The sequence below is a fragment of the Pseudomonas simiae genome (assembly GCF_900111895.1).
Lineage (GTDB): Bacteria > Pseudomonadota > Gammaproteobacteria > Pseudomonadales > Pseudomonadaceae > Aquipseudomonas > Aquipseudomonas simiae.
Map to the genome: position 1 here is coordinate 578,466 of NZ_FOKB01000001.1, position 21,524 is coordinate 599,989.

General features: G+C 60.9%; 23 protein-coding genes and 1 pseudogene. 14 read left to right on the forward strand and 10 right to left on the reverse strand.

All coding sequences use genetic code 11. From position 1 onward, the window contains the following. The first annotated feature begins 6 nt into the window (after nucleotides 1-6). From BMZ57_RS02595 to argE, 5 genes are read left to right on the forward strand one after another with little or no spacing between them, the layout of a single operon-like run. Nucleotides 7-879: a phytanoyl-CoA dioxygenase family protein gene (locus BMZ57_RS02595; protein WP_021490764.1), complete on the forward strand. Its 873-nt coding sequence runs from the start codon at nucleotides 7-9 to the stop codon at nucleotides 877-879. A gap of 28 nt (nucleotides 880-907) precedes the next feature. After that, a complete protein-coding gene (locus BMZ57_RS02600) occupies nucleotides 908-1,738 on the forward strand; it encodes an ABC transporter substrate-binding protein (RefSeq protein WP_021490763.1) in 831 nt (276 codons plus the stop codon). Between the two features lie 54 nt (nucleotides 1,739-1,792). Continuing rightward, entirely contained in the window at nucleotides 1,793-2,524 is a 732-nt protein-coding gene (locus BMZ57_RS02605; protein WP_010208969.1) for a class II aldolase and adducin N-terminal domain-containing protein, read from the forward strand. A 9-nt stretch (nucleotides 2,525-2,533) separates the two neighbouring features. After that, nucleotides 2,534-3,208 carry a DUF1028 domain-containing protein gene (locus tag BMZ57_RS02610; RefSeq protein WP_042571815.1) on the forward strand — a complete coding sequence of 225 codons (675 nt, stop codon included), beginning with the start codon at nucleotides 2,534-2,536 and terminating at the stop codon, nucleotides 3,206-3,208. Beyond that, the gene (gene argE, locus BMZ57_RS02615) at nucleotides 3,205-4,362 is read left to right on the forward strand and encodes an acetylornithine deacetylase (RefSeq protein WP_069672429.1); all 1,158 of its coding nucleotides are present in this window, start codon (nucleotides 3,205-3,207) and stop codon (nucleotides 4,360-4,362) included. The genes BMZ57_RS02610 and argE overlap by 4 nt, the downstream gene beginning before the upstream one ends. Before the next feature lie 166 nt (nucleotides 4,363-4,528). Here argE and BMZ57_RS02620 read toward each other — a convergent pair whose 3' ends face one another. After that, entirely contained in the window at nucleotides 4,529-5,770 is a 1,242-nt protein-coding gene (locus tag BMZ57_RS02620; RefSeq protein ID WP_042571813.1) for an acyl-CoA dehydrogenase family protein, read from the reverse strand. A 241-nt stretch (nucleotides 5,771-6,011) separates the two neighbouring features. Here BMZ57_RS02620 and BMZ57_RS02625 point away from each other — a divergent pair, with 241 nt between their 5' ends. Both BMZ57_RS02625 and BMZ57_RS29685 read left to right on the forward strand, forming a co-directional pair. After that, entirely contained in the window at nucleotides 6,012-6,935 is a 924-nt protein-coding gene (locus tag BMZ57_RS02625) for an ABC transporter substrate-binding protein (RefSeq protein ID WP_021490760.1), read from the forward strand. A gap of 41 nt (nucleotides 6,936-6,976) precedes the next feature. After that, nucleotides 6,977-7,177, forward strand: a pseudogene (locus BMZ57_RS29685) (type II toxin-antitoxin system RelE/ParE family toxin); the annotation flags it as partial. A 1-nt stretch (nucleotide 7,178) separates the two neighbouring features. Here BMZ57_RS29685 and gudD read toward each other — a convergent pair. Both gudD and BMZ57_RS02640 read right to left on the reverse strand, forming a co-directional pair. Beyond that, the gene (gudD, locus tag BMZ57_RS02635; RefSeq protein WP_010208977.1) at nucleotides 7,179-8,504 is read right to left on the reverse strand and encodes a glucarate dehydratase; all 1,326 of its coding nucleotides are present in this window, start codon (nucleotides 8,502-8,504) and stop codon (nucleotides 7,179-7,181) included. Nucleotides 8,505-8,523: 19 nt separating this feature from the next. Next, the gene (locus tag BMZ57_RS02640; RefSeq protein WP_069672430.1) at nucleotides 8,524-9,885 is read right to left on the reverse strand and encodes an MFS transporter; all 1,362 of its coding nucleotides are present in this window, start codon (nucleotides 9,883-9,885) and stop codon (nucleotides 8,524-8,526) included. Between the two features lie 339 nt (nucleotides 9,886-10,224). Here BMZ57_RS02640 and BMZ57_RS02645 point away from each other — a divergent pair, with 339 nt between their 5' ends. The 3 genes from BMZ57_RS02645 to BMZ57_RS02655 are packed head-to-tail and all read left to right on the forward strand — an operon-like array spanning nucleotide 10,225 to nucleotide 11,966. Further along, a complete protein-coding gene (locus BMZ57_RS02645) occupies nucleotides 10,225-10,944 on the forward strand; it encodes a FadR/GntR family transcriptional regulator (RefSeq protein ID WP_010208984.1) in 720 nt (239 codons plus the stop codon). Continuing rightward, a complete protein-coding gene (locus BMZ57_RS02650) occupies nucleotides 10,941-11,636 on the forward strand; it encodes a tRNA (adenine(22)-N(1))-methyltransferase (RefSeq protein ID WP_010208985.1) in 696 nt (231 codons plus the stop codon). The genes BMZ57_RS02645 and BMZ57_RS02650 overlap by 4 nt, the downstream gene beginning before the upstream one ends. Nucleotides 11,637-11,675: 39 nt before the next feature. Beyond that, a complete protein-coding gene (locus BMZ57_RS02655; RefSeq protein ID WP_010208986.1) occupies nucleotides 11,676-11,966 on the forward strand; it encodes a DUF3144 domain-containing protein in 291 nt (96 codons plus the stop codon). 16 nt (nucleotides 11,967-11,982) lie between these two features. Here BMZ57_RS02655 and BMZ57_RS02660 read toward each other — a convergent pair whose 3' ends face one another. From BMZ57_RS02660 to BMZ57_RS02670, 3 genes are all read right to left on the reverse strand, one after another. After that, complete coding sequence (locus tag BMZ57_RS02660) at nucleotides 11,983-12,558, reverse strand: DUF2589 domain-containing protein (protein ID WP_010208987.1); 576 nt, start codon at nucleotides 12,556-12,558, stop codon at nucleotides 11,983-11,985. Between the two features lie 59 nt (nucleotides 12,559-12,617). Further along, nucleotides 12,618-13,268: a DUF2589 domain-containing protein gene (locus tag BMZ57_RS02665; RefSeq protein WP_010208988.1), complete on the reverse strand. Its 651-nt coding sequence runs from the start codon at nucleotides 13,266-13,268 to the stop codon at nucleotides 12,618-12,620. Between the two features lie 82 nt (nucleotides 13,269-13,350). Further along, the gene (locus BMZ57_RS02670) at nucleotides 13,351-13,734 is read right to left on the reverse strand and encodes a Mor transcription activator family protein (protein ID WP_010208990.1); all 384 of its coding nucleotides are present in this window, start codon (nucleotides 13,732-13,734) and stop codon (nucleotides 13,351-13,353) included. Nucleotides 13,735-13,898: 164 nt separating this feature from the next. Here BMZ57_RS02670 and BMZ57_RS02675 point away from each other — a divergent pair, with 164 nt between their 5' ends. Then, the gene (locus BMZ57_RS02675; RefSeq protein WP_021490756.1) at nucleotides 13,899-14,438 is read left to right on the forward strand and encodes a pesticin C-terminus-like muramidase; all 540 of its coding nucleotides are present in this window, start codon (nucleotides 13,899-13,901) and stop codon (nucleotides 14,436-14,438) included. A 46-nt stretch (nucleotides 14,439-14,484) separates the two neighbouring features. On the opposite strand, the gene BMZ57_RS02680 is transcribed toward BMZ57_RS02675, so the two are convergent. Both BMZ57_RS02680 and BMZ57_RS02685 read right to left on the reverse strand, forming a co-directional pair. Beyond that, nucleotides 14,485-14,949, reverse strand: a complete 465-nt coding sequence (locus BMZ57_RS02680) for a hypothetical protein (RefSeq protein WP_021490755.1) — start codon at nucleotides 14,947-14,949, stop codon at nucleotides 14,485-14,487. Nucleotides 14,950-15,022: 73 nt separating this feature from the next. Next, entirely contained in the window at nucleotides 15,023-15,550 is a 528-nt protein-coding gene (locus tag BMZ57_RS02685; protein ID WP_010208994.1) for a M35 family metallo-endopeptidase, read from the reverse strand. Nucleotides 15,551-15,866: 316 nt separating this feature from the next. Between BMZ57_RS02685 and BMZ57_RS02690 the strand changes: the two genes are divergently transcribed. Together BMZ57_RS02690 and BMZ57_RS02695 are read left to right on the forward strand one after the other, a co-directional pair. Then, a complete protein-coding gene (locus tag BMZ57_RS02690) occupies nucleotides 15,867-17,924 on the forward strand; it encodes a methyl-accepting chemotaxis protein (protein ID WP_069672431.1) in 2,058 nt (685 codons plus the stop codon). A gap of 144 nt (nucleotides 17,925-18,068) precedes the next feature. After that, entirely contained in the window at nucleotides 18,069-19,805 is a 1,737-nt protein-coding gene (locus BMZ57_RS02695) for an OPT family oligopeptide transporter (RefSeq protein ID WP_069672432.1), read from the forward strand. Nucleotides 19,806-19,843: 38 nt separating this feature from the next. Here BMZ57_RS02695 and BMZ57_RS02700 read toward each other — a convergent pair whose 3' ends face one another. After that, nucleotides 19,844-20,284: a hotdog fold domain-containing protein gene (locus BMZ57_RS02700; protein ID WP_010208999.1), complete on the reverse strand. Its 441-nt coding sequence runs from the start codon at nucleotides 20,282-20,284 to the stop codon at nucleotides 19,844-19,846. Nucleotides 20,285-20,419: 135 nt separating this feature from the next. Here BMZ57_RS02700 and BMZ57_RS02705 point away from each other — a divergent pair, with 135 nt between their 5' ends. Continuing rightward, complete coding sequence (locus BMZ57_RS02705) at nucleotides 20,420-21,046, forward strand: TetR/AcrR family transcriptional regulator (protein ID WP_010209000.1); 627 nt, start codon at nucleotides 20,420-20,422, stop codon at nucleotides 21,044-21,046. Here the strand turns inward: BMZ57_RS02705 and BMZ57_RS02710 are convergent. Continuing rightward, entirely contained in the window at nucleotides 21,024-21,479 is a 456-nt protein-coding gene (locus BMZ57_RS02710; protein ID WP_069672433.1) for a VOC family protein, read from the reverse strand. The two genes, BMZ57_RS02705 and BMZ57_RS02710, sit on opposite strands and share 23 nt — an antisense overlap. Nucleotides 21,480-21,524 lie beyond the last annotated feature (45 nt).

The following is a 21,524-nucleotide window of genomic DNA, read 5'->3' on the forward strand; positions in this document are numbered from 1 at the left end:
CACAACATGATCGAGCAAGCGCAAATCGAACAATTCCAGCGTGACGGTTTCTTGGTGGTCGAAGGCGTGCTGTCATCGGCGGAAGTGGCTGAGCTGCAACACGACTTCGACCAGTGGGTCGAAGAAAGCCGCGGCCACTCGCAGGGCTGGGGCGCCACCGTGGATGGCCGCGAGCGCTTTGACCTGGAGGGCGACCACCGCGCCGATCACCCGTCGCTGCGCCGGGTCAGTTCGCCCACCGAGATCTCGGCGGCCTATGAGCGCGTGGCGTTGCACTCGCGCATGGCGGCGATTTCCGCGCAGCTGATCGGCGCCAATGGCGCACGCTTTCACCACAGCAAGATCAACTCGAAACTGCCCCACACTGCGACTCAGGTGAAGTGGCACCAGGACTTCCTGTTCACGCCCCACAGCAACGACGACATCGTCACCGCCTTGCTGATGGTCAGCGAAGTGACCCCTGAAAACGGACCGCTGAACGTGATCCCCGGCAGCCACAAGGGCCCGCTCTGGTCGCACTGGCAGCACCAGCGTTTCACCGGTTCCGTGGACGACGCCGTCGTTGACGCGCACTGCCAGCACCCGGTGGCCTGCTACGGCCCCGCTGGCTCCGTGTGCTTCATGCACACCCGTCTGCTGCATGCCTCCAGCCCAAACGAGACCGAACTGCCGCGGACCCTCTTCATCAGCGTGTACGCCGCTGAAGACGCGTTGCCATTCGGCGAAAACCCATTGCCCAGTGCACACGCCGGCCTGTTGGTGGCCGGTGAAGAAAGCGGCTTGGTGCGTTCCACGGACAACCACATGCGCTTGCCGCAGAAGCCCCGTGGCGCCTCGTTCTTCGTGCAACAGGCCGGCCAAGATTCCGCCACTGCCTAACCTCCCAAAAACCTTGCAGGTAATCACCATGACAGCGTTTCGTAAAAGTATTCGTCCCCTTGCCGTGTGCCTGCTGGGCGCCGCGGTTGCGATGACTTCGTTGGCAGCTTCGGCGTTCCAGCAGGACGGCAAGATCATCGCCGGCTCCGACGTGACGTTCTTCCCTTATGAGTACATGGATAACAACAAGCCCGCAGGTTTTGACATCGAGTTCATGGACGGCTTGGGCAAGGTCATGGGCCGCAAGGTCGAAACCCTCGACACGCGTTTCCCCAACCTGATCACCGGCCTGCAGGCCGGGCGTTTCGATGTGACCAACTCGTCGATGTACATCACGGCGGAACGGGTCAAAGTCATCGATATGATCCCTTACCTCAAGAGCGGTGAGTCGATCCTCACCCTCAAGGACAGCAGCTTCCAGCCCAAGACCCCGGAAGAGTTCTGCGGCCACAAGATCGGCTCCATGGGCGCCACCTCGTGGTTGGCGCAGATGAACAAGCTGTCCACCGAGTACTGCGTGGCCAAGGGACTGAAGCCGATCCAGATCAGCGAATACAGCACCGACCCGCAGACCACCCAGGCCCTGCTGGCCCACGCGGTAGAAGCGCAAATCACCGACGCCGCCGTGGCCCGTGGCGTGATCGACAAGCTCGGCAGCCGCGTGGTGATTTCCTCCGACACGCTGATCTACCCGGTGCTGAACGGCTTTGGTGTGAAGAAGGGCAATGACACGGTGAAGAAGGCCTTGCTCGACGGCCTGGAAAAATACCGCGCCACGCCGGAATACGCCGCCTTGCTTAAGAAGTACAACTTCCAGGCACCGACCGATGCCGACATCGCGGCGCTGATGCCGAAGTAAACCTATCAGCGCGTGCCGCATTCGCGTGCGGCCGCGCCCTGCGGAGACCGATTCATGGCGTTATCCCACGAAGAACAGGCGCGCATCGACCTGGCGGCGACCTTTCGCATCATCGCGCACCTGGGCATGCACGAAGCCGTGGCCAACCACTTCAGTGCTGCGGTGTCGGCCGATGGCAAACAGTTTTTGCTCAACCCGAAGTGGAAGCACTTTTCACGTATTCGCGCGAGCGATCTGCTGTTGTTGAACGCCGATGATTCGGCCTGTGCCGATCACCCGAACGTGGACCCCACCGCCTGGTCGATCCACGGGCAGATCCATCGCCTGTTGCCGCAGACCCGCGCGGTGTTGCACTTGCACCCGGTCTACACCACGGCAGTGGCGTGCCTGGCCAAGCCGCATATCCCGCCGATCGACCAGAACACCGCGCGTTATTTCAACCGCGTGGCGGTGGACGAACTGTACGGCGGCATGGCCGACACCGAGGCCGAAGGCGCACGCCTGGCCGGGCTGCTGGATGGCAAGAGTCGGCTGCTGATGGGCAATCACGGCGTGATGGTCACGGCCGGCTCCATTGGTGAAGCCTTTGACGATATCTGGACCCTGGAGCGCGCCTGCCAGATCCTCGTCACCGCCTGGTCCACCGGGCAGCCGTTGCGGGTGTTGTCCGATGAAGTGGCGGAAAAAACCGCGCGCGGCTGGGAAGGTATTGCCGATTTCTCGCGCCGGCACTTTGAAGAAATGAAGCAGTTGATGATCGACGCAGACCCTTCCGTGCTCGACTGAGGACTCCACATGACTTTTTCCGTTGTCGCCCGCTGCGCCGAGACGGGCCAGTTGGGCATCGCCATCAGCTCTTCGAGCATTGCCGTGGGCGCGCGTTGCCCGTGGCTGCGGCCCGGCGTAGGGGCGGTAGCGTCGCAGAACATCACCTTGCCGAGCCTGGGGCCGCAGGTGCTGGACCTGTTGGAACAGGGGGTGGCGCCGAGTGAGGCGCTGGCCGCCTTGGCTGGGCAGGATCACAGTGAATATCGCCAGGTGACGGTGATTGATAACGCAGGCCGCACGGCGCATTTCAGCGGCGCGCAGACCCTGGGCATCCACCATGCGGTGAGTGGCGAGCAGTGTGTGGCGGCGGGGAATATGCTCGCCCATCCTGCTGTGATCGATGCCATGGTGGCTGCTTTCGAAAAAGCCTCCGGGCATCTGGCCGACCGCTTGCTGGCGGCGATGCAAGCCGGTGTGGCAGGCGGTGGTGAAGCCGGGCCGGTGCATTCGGCGGCACTGGTGGTGGTGGATGACCTCTTGTGGCCCATCGTCAACCTGCGGGTGGACTGGGCGGATGAAGACCCCATCGGCGCCCTCGACCAGCTCTGGCAGGCTTATCGCGGGCAGTTGCAGGCCTACATCGACCGTGCCATCAACCCGCAGATCGCACCCGGCTACGCCGTACCCGGAGACGATCGATGAACAGCCGCGAACTGCTGGCGCAACTGGTGCGTTTTGACACCACCAGCCGCGAATCCAACCTGGCCCTGATCGACTTTGTGCGCACGTATTTGCAGGACCACGGCGTGGCCTGCGCGTTGGTGTACAACGAACACAAGAGCAAGGCCAACCTGCTCGCGACTATCGGCCCGGCAGAAGTGCCCGGCATCGTGTTGTCCGGGCATACCGACGTGGTGCCGGTGGAGGGGCAGCGCTGGAGCGTGGCGCCGTTTGACCTCACCGAGAAAGACGGCAAGTTGTACGGCCGTGGCACGGCGGACATGAAGGGCTATATCGCCTGTGTGCTGGCGTGCGTGCCGGCCCTGGTGAAGGCTTCGCTGCGCATGCCGGTGCACATTGCGCTGTCGTATGACGAAGAAGTCGGTTGCCTGGGTGTGCGTTCGCTGATCGAGCGATTCCATGAGCAACCGGTCAAACCGCTGCTGTGCGTGATCGGCGAACCCACCGAACTCAAGCCGGTACTCGGCCACAAGGGCAAACTGGCGATGCGTTGCCACGTGCATGGAGCGGCGTGCCATTCGGCCTATGCGCCGGCGGGCGTGAATGCCATTGAATATGCCGCGTGTTTGATCAGCGAGCTGGTGCGGCTCGGCGAAACGCTCAAGGCGCCGCCGCATCTGGATCAGCGCTTTGCTCCGGCGTTTTCCACGGTGCAGACCGGCCTGATCAACGGCGGCAAGGCACTGAACATCGTTCCGCAGGACTGCAGTTTCGATTTCGAAGTGCGTTCCTTGCCCGCCCAGGATCCCTGGCAGGTTGCCCGGCAATTGCAGGCATACGCCGAGCAAACCCTGTTGCCGGCGATGCGGGCGGTGAGCGAGCAATCGGCGATCAGCCTCAGCGAGTTGTCCAGCTATCCGGGGTTGGCCACGTCGCTGGAAAGCCAGGCCGCCGAGTGGGTGGCGCAGTTCTGTGGCTCGCGGGAGTTCGCCACCGTGGCCTTTGGCACTGAAGGCGGATTGTTTGACCAGGCCGGCATTCCCACGGTGGTGTGCGGGCCGGGCAGCATGGAGCAGGGGCACAAGCCGGACGAGTTTATCAGCGTGGCGCAGTTGCAGGCCTGTGATCGGATGCTGGCGCGGGTGCTGGAGTTTGTGAGCCAGCCTGCAAACTAAGGTATACACGGCCCATACCCAAGTAGGATTACGAGCGGTGTTGCCCCGTCGCACACTGTTTTGCAGTGCGATGCACTCGCCGCAAACAACCGGAGAGCGACCATGCAAACCCCGCTGGAAGTCCTGATGAACCAGGGCACAGCGGGGTGTCTGTGACCTCTGGCCGTTATACCTGTGCCACACCCACCCGCCACTGCGCAGGCGGCAGGATCCCATTCACCAGGTAATTGCCCACAATCCGCGACTTGTACACGCGCGGGTTGTGGTTCGCCAGGGTTCGCGCGTTTCGCCACAACCGGTCCAGCGCCTTGTTGCTGGCGGTGGCACTGGCGCCCAGTGCATCGAACAGCGCCGTGGTGGCCGCCAGTGTCGCATCCACCACCGGGTTCACGGCCAGGCACACTTCCAATTCAGCCAGCGCAACCTGCGGATCGTCATCGTGCAACGGTTGGTCATGGGCGATTACATACTGCGCGGTGTGCTCCAGCCGTTGCGCCGCTTGCTGGGCGATGGCTTGCGCAGCGTAGGCCTGGCTGGCGACTTCGCCGATCACTTGCAGCAGTTGCACGTCCTGGCCGGCGGTGTCGGCATTGCCGGTGGTGAAGGTGCGCGCGCGTTGGCGGAGTTCTTCGGCGCCGCTGAGGGCGGCGCGGCGGGCGATGCCGGCGAGGGTACTGAGGTGGTAGAGCTGGAAGAACGATTGACCGTGGCCAAAGCGCTGTTGGGTGAGGCGTACGTCGTCGTCCACCACGGGCGCGTTGTCGAAGATGCAGGTGCCGCTGGCGGTGAGGCGTTGGCCGAAACCGTTCCAGTCATCGACGATCTGCACGCCGGGGGCCTTGAGGTCGACGACCACGCTGTAGATCGTGCCGTCTTCGCCGGTGGCGATGGTGTTGATCAGGTCGCTGTAGAGCGCGCCGGTGGTGTAGAACTTTCTGCCGCTGATGCGCAAGGCGCCAGCTTCGTCACGGTGCAGGCGGGTTTCGAAATCGCCGCGGGTCTGGTTGCCGACTTCGGTGCTGCCGGGGGAGAGCAGGGCGCCCTGGCCGAGCCGGTCTAGCCATTTGGCGCGCCAAACCCGGTCCTTGGCACTGAGCACGTCTTCGCAGAAACCGAAGTGCCCACGCAGGGCTTGGGTGATGTTGGAGTCGGCGGCGGACAGTTCCGTGAGCAACGTCAGCAATTCGACCAGCGTCGCATCCTGGCCGCCGTAACTGGCCGGCAGACGCCAGCGCGGCAAGCCCAAGGCGTTCAGTTGCTGGATCACGGTGGCGAGGCTGCCGCGTGTCTGATCCGCCACCGCCGCCTGCGCGAGAATCTGCGCAAAGAGGGGACGAAACGGCGCGGCCAGTTGTTCGTAGCGGGCGGTGGGCGGTGTGCCCCAGATATTCAAAGTGGGAATCGACATGCAATGGACCTTGCAGAAAATGGTTCAGGTGCTGGGGTCCAGTGGTCTGGTACGGCCACCCTAACTCAGGTGCGGCAAAGTTTTTAATACGAATAGCAGCTAGCGAGCTGTACGACGGTTCTATCGATAGTGCCTAACAGTATTAAACCCCGCGCTTTTATTGCGTTAGCTTCTACGTCAAACGGCCAGACTGCATACCCACAGATGGTTGAACCAACCCTCCAACCCTGTGGGATTTTCCATGATCAACCGTCGAACACTGCTGTCCTTGCTGGGCCTGGCCTCTCTTGCACTGTCTGGAACGTCGGCCGGAGCCGCCGAGCCGCTGACCCTCACCGTGGGTGATCAGTTTTTCTCCAACCGTATCGTGCTGGAGCTGTCGGGTGAGCTTAAAGACCTGCCGTACAAAATCGATTTCAAACGGTTCAACACCGGCTCGCCGGTGGCCTCGGCCGTGGCCAGCGGCGCGCTGGATGTGGGCATCGTCGGCGACACCCCGGTGATCAGCCTGGCCGCCAATGGTGCGCCGGTCAAAGTGGTCGCCAGCACCCAGACCAGCCTCGACGGTGTGGGTATCGTGGCGCGCAAGGGCATTCACTCGGTGGCTGACCTCAAAGGCAAGACCGTCGCCATCTGGAACGGCTCGTGGAGCCAGCAACTGGCGTACAGGGCGCTGGATGAAGCCGGTGTGCCGCGCAGCAGCGTCAACTTCAAATACCTGCTGCCGGCAGAGGCCAGCCTGGCGCTGACCCAGGGCGACATCGACGCCTTCGGCACCTGGGAACCCTACGTGTCGCTGCAGGAAAAAGAAGGCAGCACCCTGATCCGCAACGCCAAGGGCCTGATGAGCGCACCGACCTACATCGTCGCCTACGAGCCGGCCCTGGCGCAGAAAAGCGCGATCATCAAGGACTTCATCGCCCGCCTGACCCGCGCTCGGCAGTGGAGCAACACTCACGTCGATGAGTACGCCGAAGCCTGGTCCAAGGCCAACCAGTCGGCGCCGGAAATCGCCAAGGTGTGGTTCAAGCGCGACGCGATCAAGGTGCTGCCGATCTCGCCGACGATTATCAGCGAGGCCCAGGCCACGGCGGATTTTTTGGTGGATGCGCAGATGTTGAAGCAGCGGTATGACGTGGCGCCGTTGTTTGATCGGGTGCTTTAAACACGGGGGAAACAAGCCCTCATAGTATCCACCCAATGGTTGTCGGGCCCGGCTACCGAATGTATTTCGTGCGTACGGGTATCACGGCCTACTTGAGGCTGTGGGGGCGCGATAAAACCGACCAGAAAAGGGGGGCAAAGACGCGCTATGAAATGATCCAGAAGCTGATGCTGGCGCCAGGGATTGAGCTGACTGTGCGGCCGATTGCAGGAGCGAGCAAGCCCGCCCCTACAAACCTCTGAATCAGCGCACCAGGCACGGCTGCTTGTTGTTGAAGCGCCACCCCGGAATCAGAAACTGCATCGCCACGCTGTCATCCCGCGCGCCGAGGCCCATGCCTTTGTACACCTCATGGGCCTTGGCGACCGCGTCCATGTCGATCTCCACCCCCAGGCCTGGCTTGTTTGGCACTTTCACGTAGCCGCCTTCGATTTTCAGTGGCGCCTTGGTCAGGTGTTGACCGTCCTGCCAGATCCAGTGGGTGTCGATGGCGGTGATGTCGCCAGGGGCCGCGGCGGCTACCTGGGTGAACATCGCCAGGGAAATATCGAAGTGGTTGTTGGAGTGCGAGCCCCAGGTCAGGCCCCATTCATGGCACATCTGCGCCACGCGTACCGAGCCTTGCAGGGTCCAGAAATGCGGATCGGCGAGGGGGATGTCGACGGATTGCAGTTGGATCGCATGACCCATTTCACGCCAGTCGGTGGCGATCATGTTGGTGGCGGTCTTGAGGCCTGTGGCGCGACGGAATTCGGCCATGACTTCGCGGCCCGAGTAGCCGTTCTCGGCGCCGCAAGGGTCTTCTGCGTAGGCGAGTACGTGGTGCTGGTCGCGGCACAGCCGGATGGCTTCTTTCAATGACCAGGCGCCATTCGGGTCGAGCGTGATGCGGGCATCCGGAAAGCGTTCGGCCAGGGCGGTGACGGCTTGGATTTCTTCGTCGCCGCTCAGCACGCCGCCTTTGAGCTTGAAGTCGTTGAAACCATACTTGGCCTTGGCGGCTTCAGCCAGGCGCACCACGGCGTCGGCCGTCAGGGCTGTTTCGTGACGCAGGCGGAACCACTCATCGTCGCTGTCGGCTTCGTTGCGGTAGGCCAGAGGGGTTGCGCTGCGGTCGCCGACATAGAACAGGTAGCCGAGCATTTTTACCGCGTCGCGTTGCTGCCCCTCACCGAGCAAGGCCGCCACCGGGACGTCGAGGAATTGACCCAGCAGGTCGAGCAGCGCGGCTTCCATGGCCGTGACGGCGTGGATGGTGATACGCAGGTCAAAGGTCTGCAAGCCACGACCGGCAGCGTCGCGGGAGGCAAAGGTGCTGCGCATCTGGTTGAGGATGCGCTGGTATTGGCCAATGGGTTGGCCGATCACCAGGCTGCGAGCGTCTTCCAGGGTTTCGCGGATGCGCTCGCCACCGGGCACTTCGCCCACGCCGGTGTTGCCGGAGCTGTCCTTGAGAATCACGATATTGCGTGTGAAGTAGGGGCCGTGGGCGCCGCTGAGGTTGAGCAGCATGCTGTCATGGCCGGCGACGGGGATGACCTGAAAGTGAGTAACGACGGGCGTAGTCATGGCAAGTTCCTGAATAAGCTCAAAGAGGTTTGCTGAGGGCGGCGTTTGTTGGCTCGGCGCTCGGTGAAATCGGAACGGCAGAGGGCGAGGTCTTGGCGAAAAACACCAGGATCGCGGCCAGCAACGAAGTGCCGGCCAGGCCGTAAAGGCCGCCCTGGATCGAGCCGGTGGTCTGTTCCAGGAAGCCGAAGGTGGTGGGGGCGACGAAGCCGCCCAGATTGCCGATGGAGTTGATCAGCGCGATCACCGCGGCGGCAATGCGCACATCCAGGTAACCCTGGGGTATCGGCCAGAACAGCGACGACGCCGACTTGAAACCGATGGCCGCGAAGCAGATCGCCACGAAGGCAAAGATCGGCCCGCCCGTGGTAGACATGAACATGCCCGCTGCCGCAATCAACAGCGCCGCCGCGACCCAAGCCTGCTGGAACTTGAATTTGCCAGACAGCGAGGCGAAGGCATACATGGCGATGATCGAGATCAGCCACGGGATCGAGTTGAAGAAGCCGACCTGCACATCCGTGAGGTCACCCATCTTCTTGATGATGCTCGGCAGCCAGAAGGTAGCGGCATAGATCGTCAGTTGGATGCAAAAGTACAGTGCGCAGAACAGCAGGATCTGGCGGTCCTTGAGCAGTTTGCCGAGGGTCGGTTTGACCGTGGTGAGGGCTTCACGGTCGCGCTGCTCCTGGTCGATGGCGTTGACCAGCGCGTCCTGCTCTTCGCGGGTCATCCACTGGGCGTCGTGGGGTTTCGAGTCCAGCCAGAACCACACAAAGAACCCCAGTGCCACCGAGGCCAGGCCTTCAATGGCAAACATCCATTGCCAGCCATGGAAACCAAAGCCTTCGATCTGCAACAGCGCGCCTGAAAGCGGGCCGGAAATCAGCGACGCAACCGCCGAGCCGCTCAAAAAGATTGCAATGGCTTTACCGCGTTCCGCGCCAGGCAGCCAGCGTGTGAAGTAGTAGATCACCCCAGGAAAGAAGCCGGCCTCGGCCACACCCAGCAGGAAGCGCAGGATATAGAAGTGGGTTTCGTTCTGGATGAACGCCATCAGCGTGGCGACGATGCCCCAGGTGAACATGATGCGGGTCAGCCAGAGACGTGCGCCGACCTTTTGCAGCAGCATGTTGGACGGCACTTCGAACAGGGCGTAGCCGATGAAGAACAACCCGGCGCCGAAACCATAGGCGGCCGCGCCGATGCCCAGATCATGCTCCATGTGCGTGCGCACAAAGCCGATGTTGACCCGGTCGATGTAGTTGAGGATGAACATGATCACGAACAGTGGGAGCACATGGCTCTTCACTTTGCTCACGGCGCGCGCGACGACGGGATCACGGTGTGGAGCGGCAGATGCATGGCTTGAATTGTTCACAATTCAAAACTCCCCCTGATTATTTTTATGCGGGTTTGCGTGTCTTGTTGATAGACATCATACAAGTAGGTTTCTTGCGACCGCAATCCGCTGGGGAGTGTTTTTCTTCTTATAACGCGGTGGGTAGAACAGATATTCCGGTTATTTATAGCGTGTTTATTGGGCGCGGTGCGGGTTCTTGAGCGAGATTTTTACCGGCAAAGAGCGTGAGGAGGGTATCTGTGAGCGTGAACGATAAGTTTGGTTGTCATACAAGTTGTGGGTTTTTTCAATCAACCCACGCTTGGCGCCGGGCTGGGTGTTAAGCTCCCCGCAGCTCAACCCCGTGGACCTGTTGCAATGCCCATCGAAAGTGGAATCCCCCTGCGTAAACGCTCCACCAACCTGGCCCAGGGCGTGGTCGATGTGCTGACCCAGCGCATTCTGCTCGGCCAATTGAAACCCGGCGAAAAGCTGCCTTCGGAATCCACCATCGTGCTTGAGCACGGTGTGAGCCGAACCGTCGTGCGCGAAGCGATCTCCAAATTGCAGGCCTCCGGGCTGGTCGAGACCCGCCACGGCATCGGCACCTTCGTGCTGGCGCAACAGGCCCAGCAGGGCTTGCGCCTGCATGTGGACACGGTGGCCAGCGTGCGCAACATGCTCGAACTGCGCCTGGGCCTGGAGGTGCAAGCCGCCGCGCTGGCGGCATTGCGCCGCACCGACGAACAGCTGGACCACATGCGCCAGGCACTCGACGACTACCAGGCCTCCCTGGCCAACAACGACAGCTGCGTGGAGGAAGACAAACGCTTTCACCAGTTGATCGCCGAGGCCACCGGCAATACCTTCTTCACCGAAATCATGCTGCACCTGGGCAATGCAATGATCCCGCGCACCCAGGTGAAAGGCGATGAACGTGGCGGCGCCGACTTTGCCAAGCTGGGCCAGTTGGCGAACCTGGAACATGAGGCGATCTTCAACGCGATCAAACGCCAGGACCCGGACGCTGCCCGCGCGGCCATGGTGTTGCACCTGACGAACAGCCGGGATCGTTTTTCGGGGGAGCAGGGCCGTTGAACGAACACACCTTGTCCAAACGCCTGGAGCGCGTCGCCGCCAACGTACCGGCTGGCGCGCGCCTGGCCGATATTGGCTCCGATCACGGTTATTTGCCGGTGGCGTTGATGCGTCGCGGCCTGATCACGTCGGCCGTGGCGGGGGAGGTCGCGACCACGCCCTTTCATGCGGCGCAACGTAGCGTGCGCGACAACGGCCTGGAGCAACAGATCACGGTGCGCCTGGCCGATGGCTTGGCGGCCATCGAACCTCATGACGGTATCACCGCGATCAGCCTCTGCGGCATGGGCGGCGAGACGATTCGCGACATCCTCGAAAGCGGCAAGCAGCACCTGAGCGGCCAGGAACGCCTGATCCTGCAACCCAACGGCGGCGAGCAACCGCTGCGCCAATGGCTGATGGATAACGGTTATACGATCCTCAGTGAAGAGCTGCTGTTGGAGAACCGTTTCTACTACGAAATCATCGTCGCCGAGCGCGCTGGGCCAGTGGCTTACACTGCTGAACAGCTGTACTTCGGGCCGCTGCAAATGCAGGCCCGCAGCCCGGCGTTCATCGCCAAGTGGCAACGCATGTTGCGCCAGAAGCACAAGACCCTGTCCAGCTTCGAGCGCGCTCGGCAGGCGGTGTCGCAAGAGAAGCGACAAGAGATTGCCCAACAGGCCAGATGGATTGCCGCGTTACTGGCCTGATACCCCTTCATTCAAACCTGATGACCTAGGACACCGACAATGGCCGACGCCACCGACCTCACTTTCTACGACCGCGCCGACGCGCACATCGAACTGTCGAACCAGCAGCTGCAGGCTCACGAAAACCTCGGCCAGGTCAGCGCCTCGATGATGTTCGGCACCACGCGCTTCAATGCCTGGGCCAGTGCGCGCAACTTCAAGTCCGGCGCGGAAATGGCCGATGCACGGGAGGCGATGTTGAAGTACTTCTGTGACCAGTACCGGATGATGCTTGAGGATAATCTGGATGATCACATCAATAATTTCGACCGGTACAAGGTGATGCAATAGGTCCTTTTAAGCGCCTTTAGGGGGCGAAGTCCGAAGGGGCCTGTGCGGTGGGCTGTTCGGTGATAGGGGACGGACCTGGCGGGTTTGCGATGGGGCTGATCAAATGGGTGTACTCCTCGATGATTCGGTTGATCGCCTCCGGTGGCTCGCACGCCTTGAACTCGATACGAATCTGCACCTCATCGGGATCGCGTTCCTGACCCTCACGCTTGGTGGCGCCAAAGGTCACGAAAAACTTCTCGCTGTGGAGGTCGCCGTTCTCCAGGTCGTGGCTGGCTTTTTGCACCTCAGTGCTGTGCATTTTTACCGACAGGTCTACATCCATCTTGTGCAGCGCCAAACCCTTCGGCGCGACCAGTGCGATCAGCGGTACGCTGATGGTATGTCCCTCGGTCAGCGAAATCTCCACCATCTTGGCTTTCATTGGCGTGCCCAGGTCCTCAGCGTTGTAGTCGAAGAACTGGTCGAACAGCGCAATGTATTGATGGGCGATCAAGTTATGCGTGGCCGCTGCGGCCTGCTGCAACCCGCGGGTGATGTGGCTCAAGTCGCTGGCCGACATGGGTTCCTTGGGGCGCGAAAAAAATGCCATGGTGAGCTCCTTTCAAGTCGAGTGGGTTGCCCCGCCCAGAGGGACGGGGCGGGGTGGGACTATTTGGTTTTTTCCGCAGGCTTGGCGTCAGGCAGTGGAAGCACCCCTGCTTTTGGCAGCTCAGTCGGGCTGGTTGGAGTGGCGCTCGGCAGAGTGACCGGCTTGGTGGCGGCATCGGTGAGGAAATCGATGACGCGCATCAAGGCTTCCGGTGGGTCTTGGCGAACGATTTTGGTCTTGATTTCGTAGCGTGCGCGGGTATCTGTCTTACGTGTCTGGGATGACTTGTGGCTGGCGGCACCTTTGACCGAAACGCTGAAAGGACCCCAGCCCATCTTGGCGTCGAAGCTGCCGGAAACATCATTGGAGCTGGTGTCCTCGGCCATTTGGGTGATGGTCAGCTCAAACTCGATGCTGCCTTCTTCGATGGTGATGTTGGGGTGGCTGATCGCAGCCAGCAGCGGAATGCGCATGGTCTTGCTGACCGTGCCTTTGTAGATGCCCTGCTCATCGACGAGGGTTTCGTCATAGTCAAACTGTACCGAAACGGCCTTGCCGTCCTGGATACACACGCCCATGAGAAAGTCCGCATACGCTTTACTGGCAGCGACTTGGGCCTGGATCATTGCCATCAGCGGCCCGGTAATCATCTTGTCCAGTGGGAGTGCGGCGATCACGCCTCCAATGAGACCTTTATCAATATCTGGCATTTTTAATTTCCTTATCTTGAGTGCGCGAAAGTGCGCAACTTCAATTTATCCATGTGGCACTTTGTGATTCAGTAGGAAGTAATTACCGATGAATGCAAATGTCTTGGCGGCGAATATTGGCGATTTGCCGCAGGCTCAGTCCGTACTTCTCGGCTAATACACTTCGTGAAATGCCATCGGAAATACCCATCTGGATATTCTGATTACGGATCTGCCGAAAAAAATGGTCGGACTTGGGTATCTCCAAAGAAATACCTGCGAAGTCATTGATTAAGGCCCGTAAGGCTTCCGGCGATAAAATCAGCGCCAGCGAAGTACGTTGTGCGTGTTTGGGGATGTACTTGGGGCGACCGCCATATACGCAGGTCAGGCGGAACGCGTTTTCCATACCGATACAGGCAACCAGCACCTGAAGGGAGTGGGGGAGTTGTCGAACATCGATGTGTTCCAGGTCTTTCGGTTCCATCGGCCTAACCTCCTTGTGATGTGAGCTGGTCAGAGCTTAGGAAGTAATGCGTGCGGATAATCAGTAGGAAACTTTACCTATGAAGATGGGGAAGTTTTACCTTCTGAAGAGGGGGAGGCGTGGGTGATGGACTGCAGTTTCCTAAACCCAAGAGGAAACTCACCATGCCCAACAATTCGATAGATATGGCTTTCATCGCTCAGCTCGAAGGCGGTAGCGCCACACGTGGTTACGTGCCTGATCCGGAAAACAGCCGTAGCGGCGTCACCATCGGCACCGGCTTTGACCTGGGCCAGCAAAAGGACCTGACTATGCTGCCCAAGGATCTCAGTGACCGGCTTTTACCCTACCTGGGGTTGATCGGTGCGGAAGCCGTCGCATGCCTCGAACGCCTGCCGCTGAATGTCAGTGCGGAGGATGCGCGTAGGATTGACGAGGCCTACAAGGCACCCTTCATCAAGCGCCTGGCCAGTGATTACAGCAAAGCTGCCGGACGCCCATTTGATGCATTACCCGCTCCGATGCAAACCGTGATCGCCTCGGTTGCCTTCCAATATGGCAACCTTGCCAGCCGAACACCGAAGTTCTGGGCGCAAGTTGTGGCGGCGGACTGGAACGCAGCCGAGAGCAACTTGAGGAATTTCGGCGATCGTTATTCCACCCGACGTTGCAAGGAAGCCGCTTTGTTGGCGAGTGCTTTGTAACACTCTAGGAACAGCCACCCAAGCGAATCTTGGGTGGCTGTTTGCATCAAGGGCAGGGTTTGGCGAGCAACAGGCTCACCGATCGCATCGCGTGGGCATCTTCAACATCGGCGCCTTCGTGCAGAGTGCGCCAGTCCACATCAACGCACAGTGCCGTGACGGCCACGTTGTTGAATAAACCTACTTTGTCTGCAAAGTCATAGCGGTAGGTGGCGCGGGTTGACGCGAAGGGTGTAACGGTCGTTGCCTTATTCAAAACGGTGGACACAAGGTCGGGTACTTGTGCCATGGGTGCAGTGAAGTACGTGGGGGAGTTTTTGTTGAAAAAACCATGCTCACGCGTGGCTCTCCATAATTGCTGCCACTGAAAATGACTCGCATGGGCGTTTAGTGTGACGGCATACTCTTTTAGCGTTTGAGGTTCAACATCGGCAGTACTGAGCGCGTGCGCCGGCGCCGCCAACATGTATAGCGCTGCCAGTGAGGCGCCCATCAATAATCGACGTTCCATGTTCAACTCCTGATAGTGGGGGATGAAAAAGCCTGTCCGAAAACAGGCTTTTTCCGATTGCCGCAGCCCTGGATCAATAGGTGTCTTCCACCAGATACTCCCAGCTGTCGGCATTGTTAATGACGGCATTCAGGTTCCCGTCATGTTGCTGTGCCTGCTGAACCAGGCGCAGGCAGGCGTCGCGTCCATCAGCATTGTCGTCAGTGTTCAGCACATCGCGGAAATGGCTGGTTTCGTGGATAAGCGTACCGGCGCGGGAGTCATTGCCATACGTCGGGGCCTCGAAGAAGGGGCGGGCGACTGTGATGACGTGCGCCGGGCCTTGAAGGTTGACGTTTACTTTGGCGAACCAGTCAGCCTGCGGGTCTGTGTCATAAAAAACCTGGTTTTGATGAATGTTGCTCAACGCCGTACGAATCAGCCCCAGGCGTCGCGCCAATTCCTGCAGATTCTGAGGATGGGCGACGCCCATCCAAACCCGGGCGACAGTGGCATTACCGGCATTGAGTTGGTCGATGGTGTAGTTGAGTGAACGCAGTGCCGCCCAGCGTGCTGCGCGGAAGGTTCGGTTTTCAGAACTGGTCAATGGACGTACGGGCATGATGAATCTCCAGTGGTGTTAGGAGATTTCAGTGTGAGCGTGGAGAAAAGCGCTAATCAGCAGGAAGTAATTCCGCTGTTCCTACGGACTGCGCCAATAGTTACAGCGGCGTCTTCAGCACTGAGTGCTTTTGCCCCATTTTCGAGCACGGCACTTGCACGCTAAACGCGCGAGGCCGCCTGTCTCCAGCCCCACTACCCACGGCCCGTATCTTGCTTGAGCCAAGCTAATCAATGACATGGCATTTTGCCGTTAGTCATTTCAAGGCTTCACCCCGCGGTGCACCGCGTGGGTCGTTTTTGGGGAGTGGTCGGACATGCACAGCCTTTTATCACCCGGTATCCGCCTGCTGGGGCGTTTCGGCTTTGCGCGCAAGTTCCAGATCCTGTTCTTCCTGTTCATGCTGCCCCTGGCGGGTAGCCTGTGGATGATCGGTTCGGACTATCGCGACAAATTGACCGTGATTTCCAGCGAGCAGTCCGGGGTTCGGCAACTGCTGGCCCTGGATGCGCTCGATGGTCAACTGACGGCCCAACGCAACCTCGCCGCGCGCTGGAAAGCGGCAGACATCCTGCACGCGCCCACCCCGGCGGCGAAGGCGGCGATGGACAAGGTCGACGCCAATTTCCCGGTTATCCTGCAAAGCCTGCAAGCCCTGGGCGATTCGCTCAAAGCCCAGAACGCCAGTGCGGACATCCAGGCCCGCTTTGACGCGTTGCAGGCCACGGTCAAGGGCATGGACTCCCAATCCCTGCGTACCGTGGGCTGGTGGCCGGATGGCTACGACCGTTTCACCTCGGCCCTGACCGCGATGCAAATCTTGCGCGAGCAGATCACCCTGGATGCCGGGCTGATCCTCGACCCGTGGCTGGAAACCTACCTGCTGATGCAGATTTCCACCCAGTACACCCCCGACCTGATCGAGCGCATAGGCCGCATGGCCAGTGTCGGTCAGGCGTCCATTGCTTCGGGTCAATTCACCTTGCAGAGCCGTTTGCAGATGCGCGATTTGCGCAGTCGCATTGGCGATGCGCGGGACCAATTGGTCAAGGCGGCGGCCTCACTCAAGGCCAAGCAATATGCGGGTATTGAACCCTGGACGGCGCAGTACGACAACAGCCTGCAACGCCTGGACAGCGAACTCAAAGTGCTCGACGACGGCGTGTTCGGCGGCACCATCAAACTCGACACGGCGGCCTTCGACACCAGTGTCGACGGCATGCTCGACAGCCTGGGCGCGCTGCGCAACCAGTCCCTCGCCTCGCTGGATGCGCGCCTGGGCCACTACCGTGACCGTTCGTTGCAGAAATTCGTGCCGGTGGCAGCAACGTTCAGCCTGCTGGCCTTGGCCGCGTTGTACCTGTTCATGTGCCTGCAAGCCTCGATCCGCCGCAGCGCCAGCGGCATCACCACCCTGGCCGAATCCCTGCGGGACGGCAACCTGTGTGTCGAAGTGGCGGTGGAAGGGCGCGATGAACTCGCGGCCATCAGCACCGCGCTCAACGTGGCGGTGGTGCAACTGCGCACCAGCCTGTTGGGAGTCAATCACGAGACGCAGCAGCTGGGTTCGGCAGTGCTGACCCTCAACGCCCAATCGGGCAACACCCTCACCGAAGTCGAAGACCAGCAACAACAAATCAGCCAGATTGCCACCGCCGCCACCCAACTGGCCGCGACGTCTTTGGGCGTCGCTAGAAGCTGTGAGCACGCTTCGGACAGCGCCCAACAGACCCGGCGCATTGCCGAAGACAGTAGCCGCGACAGCCAGCGCACCACAGCCAGCATCCAGCAACTCAACGTGCGCCTGACCGACACCGCCGATGCGCTGGAGCAGGTCAGCCAGCGGGGACAGCAGATTCAATCGGTGGTCGACACCATCCGTGGCATCGCCGAACAGACCAACCTGCTGGCGCTCAACGCCGCCATCGAGGCCGCCCGTGCTGGTGAACAGGGGCGCGGATTTGCCGTGGTCGCCGATGAAGTGCGCAGCCTGTCGCAACGTACCCAGGCCTCCACGGCGCAGATCGCCGGCACTGTCGACAGCCTGCGCGCCACGGTCAGCCAGGCAGTCGCCCTGATGGGCGCGGCGTGTGAGCAAGCGCTGACGGATGCGCAATCCGTCACCGGGCTGGGTACCCGTTTGGGCGAGATTGCCGGCGCGGTGCAGCACGTCACCGACACCCTGGCACAGATCGCCACCGCCGTTGAGGAGCAAGCCGCCACGGCGGATGAAGTGAGCGGTAATATCCAGCAAGTGGACCAGGCGGCAGGGCGTTTACTGGACGGTGCGCGGGCAGTGAACCAGGCGGCTGACACCCTGAGCAAAGGCAGCCAGGCGCTGAGCGACAACACCGCGCGATTTCGTCTGAGCTGACCAGGATTTTGTGAAGGGCAAGCGTGTTGTGGTGAGCGGGGCAAGCCCGCTCACCACATTGTCCCGATCCTCATGGCAGGAACCTTCGGTCGCTCCAGGGCTCACTTACTAAGTCGCCCCGTTTCGTCGCCGAAAGGACTCCGCATGACTTCAGCCCCGCCAACGACTCTCCCGCACGGCCCCGTCACCCGCGAGCTGAGCTTGCGCGCGGTCATCACCGGCAGTGTCCTCGGCATCCTCCTTACGCCTTCGAATGTGTATGCCGGGTTGAAGATCGGCTGGTCGTTCAACATGTCGATCATCGCGCTACTGATCGGCTACGCCATCTTTCAGGGAGTGGCCAAGCGTTCCACCGAGCACCTGCCGTGGACCTTGCACGAAAGCAACATCAACCAGACCGTCGCGTCGGCCGCCGCGTCAATCATTTCCGGTGGGTTGGTGGCGCCGATCCCGGCCTATACCTTGTTGACCGGCAACCAGTTGGACGCCGTCCCGATGATCGCCTGGGTGTTCTCGGTGAGTTTCCTGGGCATCTGGATCGCCTGGTATCTACGGCCCTCGCTGCTGAATGACAAGGCACTGAAATTCCCCGAAGGCATGGCCACCTTGGAAACCCTGTTGCACATCTATAACCACGGCCGCGAAGCCGCGACGCGCTTGAAGGTGTTGTTCAGCGCCGCGTTGCTCTCCGGGCTGGTCAAGTGGGTGGACACCTTTATGTGGGCCTTCCCGCGCTGGTCGCCCATCGCTCAGTTGGAGCGCCTGACCTTCACCGCCGACCCTTCGCTGCTGCTGGTGGGCTTCGGCGGCATCATCGGCATTCGCGTGGGCCTGACTCTGCTGCTCGGTGCTTTGCTCGCCTGGGGCGGCTTGGGCCCCTGGTTGTTGGCGCAACACCTGGTCACGTTGCCTGCGGACAGCAGCGGCCCGCAGTTCGCTGCGCTGGTGGAGTGGTTGCTGTGGCCGGGCGTGAGCTTGATGGTGTGTTCCACCTTGGCGTCACTGGCGATTCGTTTGTGGGCGTTGTACCGGTCAACGCACTCCAGCGGTGGATCGACTTGGACAGTGCCCAAGCCAGGTCCGGCCGCCGGTTTTGCGTTGGCGATTGTGCTGGTGGTGAGCCTGCAGGCGCTGCTGTTCGGTATCAACCTGGGCATGGCGTTGCTCACTATTCCCTTGGCGATCTGCCTCGCCGCCGTCGCCGCGCGCGTGGTGGGCGCCACCGGTATTCCGCCCATCGGTGCCATCGGGCAACTGTCCCAGCTGAGCTTCGGCATCGTCGCGCCGGGGCAGGTGCCGATCAACCTGATGAGCGCCAACACGGCCGGCGGCGCGGCCGGGCAATGCACGGACTTGATGAATGATTTCAAGGTGGGCAAGGCCATTGGCGCCACGCCGCACAAGCAAGTGATCGCGCAAATCCTGGGGATCTTCATCGGCAGCATTGTCGGCGTATTCGCCTACCTGGCCTTGATCCCTGATCCGCAATCCATGCTGCTCACCGAAGAATGGCCGGCACCGGCGGTCGCCACCTGGAAAGCCGTGGCGCAAACCCTCACCCATGGACTCGATTCTCTGTCCACCAGCATCCGCTGGGCGATTGCCATTGGCGGCTTGGTTGGCGTGGTGCTGGGTGTGCTGGACAGCACGTTGCCTGCCCATCGTGCCCGCTTCCTTCCGAGTGCCGCCGCCCTTGGCCTGGCCTTCGTATTGCCGGCCTCGGTCTCGCTGATGATGGCCCTGGGCGCGATACTGACCTGGCTGGTGAGCTGCCGCTGGCCGAGCCTCACCGAGCGCTTTGCGATCACCGCTGCCGCCGGTTTGATTGCCGGGGAGAGCATCACCGGGGTAGGGGCATCACTGTGGTCGATGGTGAGCTGAAGCGTGGCTCGGCAAAGGCCGAGCCTGCCATCACGGCCTCAGGCGATCTTCACGTTCATGGTGATCTTCGCGGTAAACACCTTCACCTCACCCTCATCGAAAATATCCACGGGCACGATCTTGTCTCCAGCGGTTGACCAATCAATGCCGCTGCCATCCGCGACGGCGCGTATGTTTGACTTGGCCTTCGCCAGATACTCTACGGTCATGCCCTTGGGAATCCATTTGGCACCTGACGGGATCGACACGTCCGTCATCGTCCCACCCGCCAATTCCGCTGCGTTGCACAGCGCAATGGCATGCACGGAGGCCAGGTGATTGGTGATTTCCTTGCGAAACGGCACGTTGACCACGGCATGCCCAGGGCGCAGTTCGGCGATTTCCGGGTTGATGGTGCTGAAGTAGGGCGCCACTTGGCAGGCCATTTGGCTGAACGCTGCCGGGCCTACACTGTTGAACATGCTGAGAAACTGGCTCATGGATTATCCTCGCAATGGGTTAACAGAATAATATTCTGTAAAAGAACAATATTCTGTAAATTGCGCGAGTGTCAAGCCATGCCTTCTCTGCAGGCGGCTGTACCTTTAGACTCCGCACATTTGGCGAGCCACTTCATGCACGCACCTGATCTGATCGAGCGCACCTTCCCGAGCCGGCGCAGCGACCTCAAGCGCAGCATCCTGCGCGAGGCCCTGGCCAGCTTTAACGAAGTCGGTATCGAAGCGACGAATATCGAAACCATCCGCGCGCGGTGCGAGACCAGTGTGGGCGCCATCTACCATCATTTCGGCAACAAGGAAGGCATCGTCGCCGCGCTGTTTTTTGCCGCGCTGGACGATCAGGCCGCACTGCGAGAACAACACCTCAAGCAGGCACAAACCGCTCAGGCGGGGGTGGAAGCGCTGGTACGCAGTTATGTGGAGTGGGTGGATGCGCAACCCGAGTGGGCGCGCTTTATGTTCCAGAGCCGCTTCGCCGTGGCCAACGGCCCGCACAAGGACGAACTGCTCACCCGCAACAAGCAGCGCAATGCGCAATTGACCGAGTGGATGAGCGGCGAAGGCCGCCGTGAGGCGTTCAGCCATATCCCGGCTGAATTGTTGCTGTCGCTGATCATCGGCTCGGCGGAAAGCTACGCCCGTGCGTGGTTATCCGGCCGGGTCAAGCACAGCCCGAATCACTACGCGCAATTGCTGGCGCAGGCGGCGTGGGCCTCGATCAGTCAAACGCCTCCAGAATAAACGCCTCCAGCGTCGCCTCTTCCAGGATCTCCATGGAGAAATGCCCAAAGCGTTTGGGCAGCCAGATAATGCGCCCCCCGGAAGGTGACTGCAGATGCTCGCGGGCCAGAGGCACGCCGTTCTCGTTCTCAGGCTGCACACCCGCGGCGATCAGCTGGTCATAGGCGATCTCGATGTCCGGCGTGGTGTAGCAATGGCGATAAATCATGCCTTCGCCGTGAGCATCCAACAGTTCGCGCAGGTTCCCGGCGATCGGCTGGACCAGCATGAAGCGTTCTTGCCCCATCAGCACCACGGCATAGCGCACATGCAGGCCGCCGCGTTCCCACACCAAGGTCTTGGAGAGGCGTGCATTGAGGATGCGTGCGTAATAGGCACAGGCTTCCTCAAGGTTTTCGACCAGTATGTCGACGTGGCTGAATTTCAGATCCATGGTGTGTCCCCTTCCGAACCGATCCCCATGGTAACCACGGCGTCC

Coding starts and splice junctions, on each gene's coding strand:
- BMZ57_RS02625 (WP_021490760.1), top strand. CDS start 6,012: ATGATCAACCGTCGAACACTGCTGTCCTTGCTGGGCCTGGCCTCTCTT.
- argE (WP_069672429.1), top strand. CDS start 3,205: ATGAACAGCCGCGAACTGCTGGCGCAACTGGTGCGTTTTGACACCACC.
- BMZ57_RS02695 (WP_069672432.1), top strand. CDS start 18,069: ATGACTTCAGCCCCGCCAACGACTCTCCCGCACGGCCCCGTCACCCGC.
- BMZ57_RS02690 (WP_069672431.1), top strand. CDS start 15,867: ATGCACAGCCTTTTATCACCCGGTATCCGCCTGCTGGGGCGTTTCGGC.
- BMZ57_RS02685 (WP_010208994.1), bottom strand. CDS start 15,550: ATGCCCGTACGTCCATTGACCAGTTCTGAAAACCGAACCTTCCGCGCA.
- BMZ57_RS02655 (WP_010208986.1), top strand. CDS start 11,676: ATGGCCGACGCCACCGACCTCACTTTCTACGACCGCGCCGACGCGCAC.
- BMZ57_RS02660 (WP_010208987.1), bottom strand. CDS start 12,558: ATGGCATTTTTTTCGCGCCCCAAGGAACCCATGTCGGCCAGCGACTTG.
- gudD (WP_010208977.1), bottom strand. CDS start 8,504: ATGACTACGCCCGTCGTTACTCACTTTCAGGTCATCCCCGTCGCCGGC.
- BMZ57_RS02670 (WP_010208990.1), bottom strand. CDS start 13,734: ATGGAACCGAAAGACCTGGAACACATCGATGTTCGACAACTCCCCCAC.
- BMZ57_RS02605 (WP_010208969.1), top strand. CDS start 1,793: ATGGCGTTATCCCACGAAGAACAGGCGCGCATCGACCTGGCGGCGACC.
- BMZ57_RS02645 (WP_010208984.1), top strand. CDS start 10,225: ATGCCCATCGAAAGTGGAATCCCCCTGCGTAAACGCTCCACCAACCTG.
- BMZ57_RS02610 (WP_042571815.1), top strand. CDS start 2,534: ATGACTTTTTCCGTTGTCGCCCGCTGCGCCGAGACGGGCCAGTTGGGC.
- BMZ57_RS02675 (WP_021490756.1), top strand. CDS start 13,899: ATGCCCAACAATTCGATAGATATGGCTTTCATCGCTCAGCTCGAAGGC.
- BMZ57_RS02600 (WP_021490763.1), top strand. CDS start 908: ATGACAGCGTTTCGTAAAAGTATTCGTCCCCTTGCCGTGTGCCTGCTG.
- BMZ57_RS02595 (WP_021490764.1), top strand. CDS start 7: ATGATCGAGCAAGCGCAAATCGAACAATTCCAGCGTGACGGTTTCTTG.
- BMZ57_RS02620 (WP_042571813.1), bottom strand. CDS start 5,770: ATGTCGATTCCCACTTTGAATATCTGGGGCACACCGCCCACCGCCCGC.
- BMZ57_RS02680 (WP_021490755.1), bottom strand. CDS start 14,949: ATGGAACGTCGATTATTGATGGGCGCCTCACTGGCAGCGCTATACATG.
- BMZ57_RS02665 (WP_010208988.1), bottom strand. CDS start 13,268: ATGCCAGATATTGATAAAGGTCTCATTGGAGGCGTGATCGCCGCACTC.
- BMZ57_RS02700 (WP_010208999.1), bottom strand. CDS start 20,284: ATGAGCCAGTTTCTCAGCATGTTCAACAGTGTAGGCCCGGCAGCGTTC.
- BMZ57_RS02705 (WP_010209000.1), top strand. CDS start 20,420: ATGCACGCACCTGATCTGATCGAGCGCACCTTCCCGAGCCGGCGCAGC.
- BMZ57_RS02710 (WP_069672433.1), bottom strand. CDS start 21,479: ATGGATCTGAAATTCAGCCACGTCGACATACTGGTCGAAAACCTTGAG.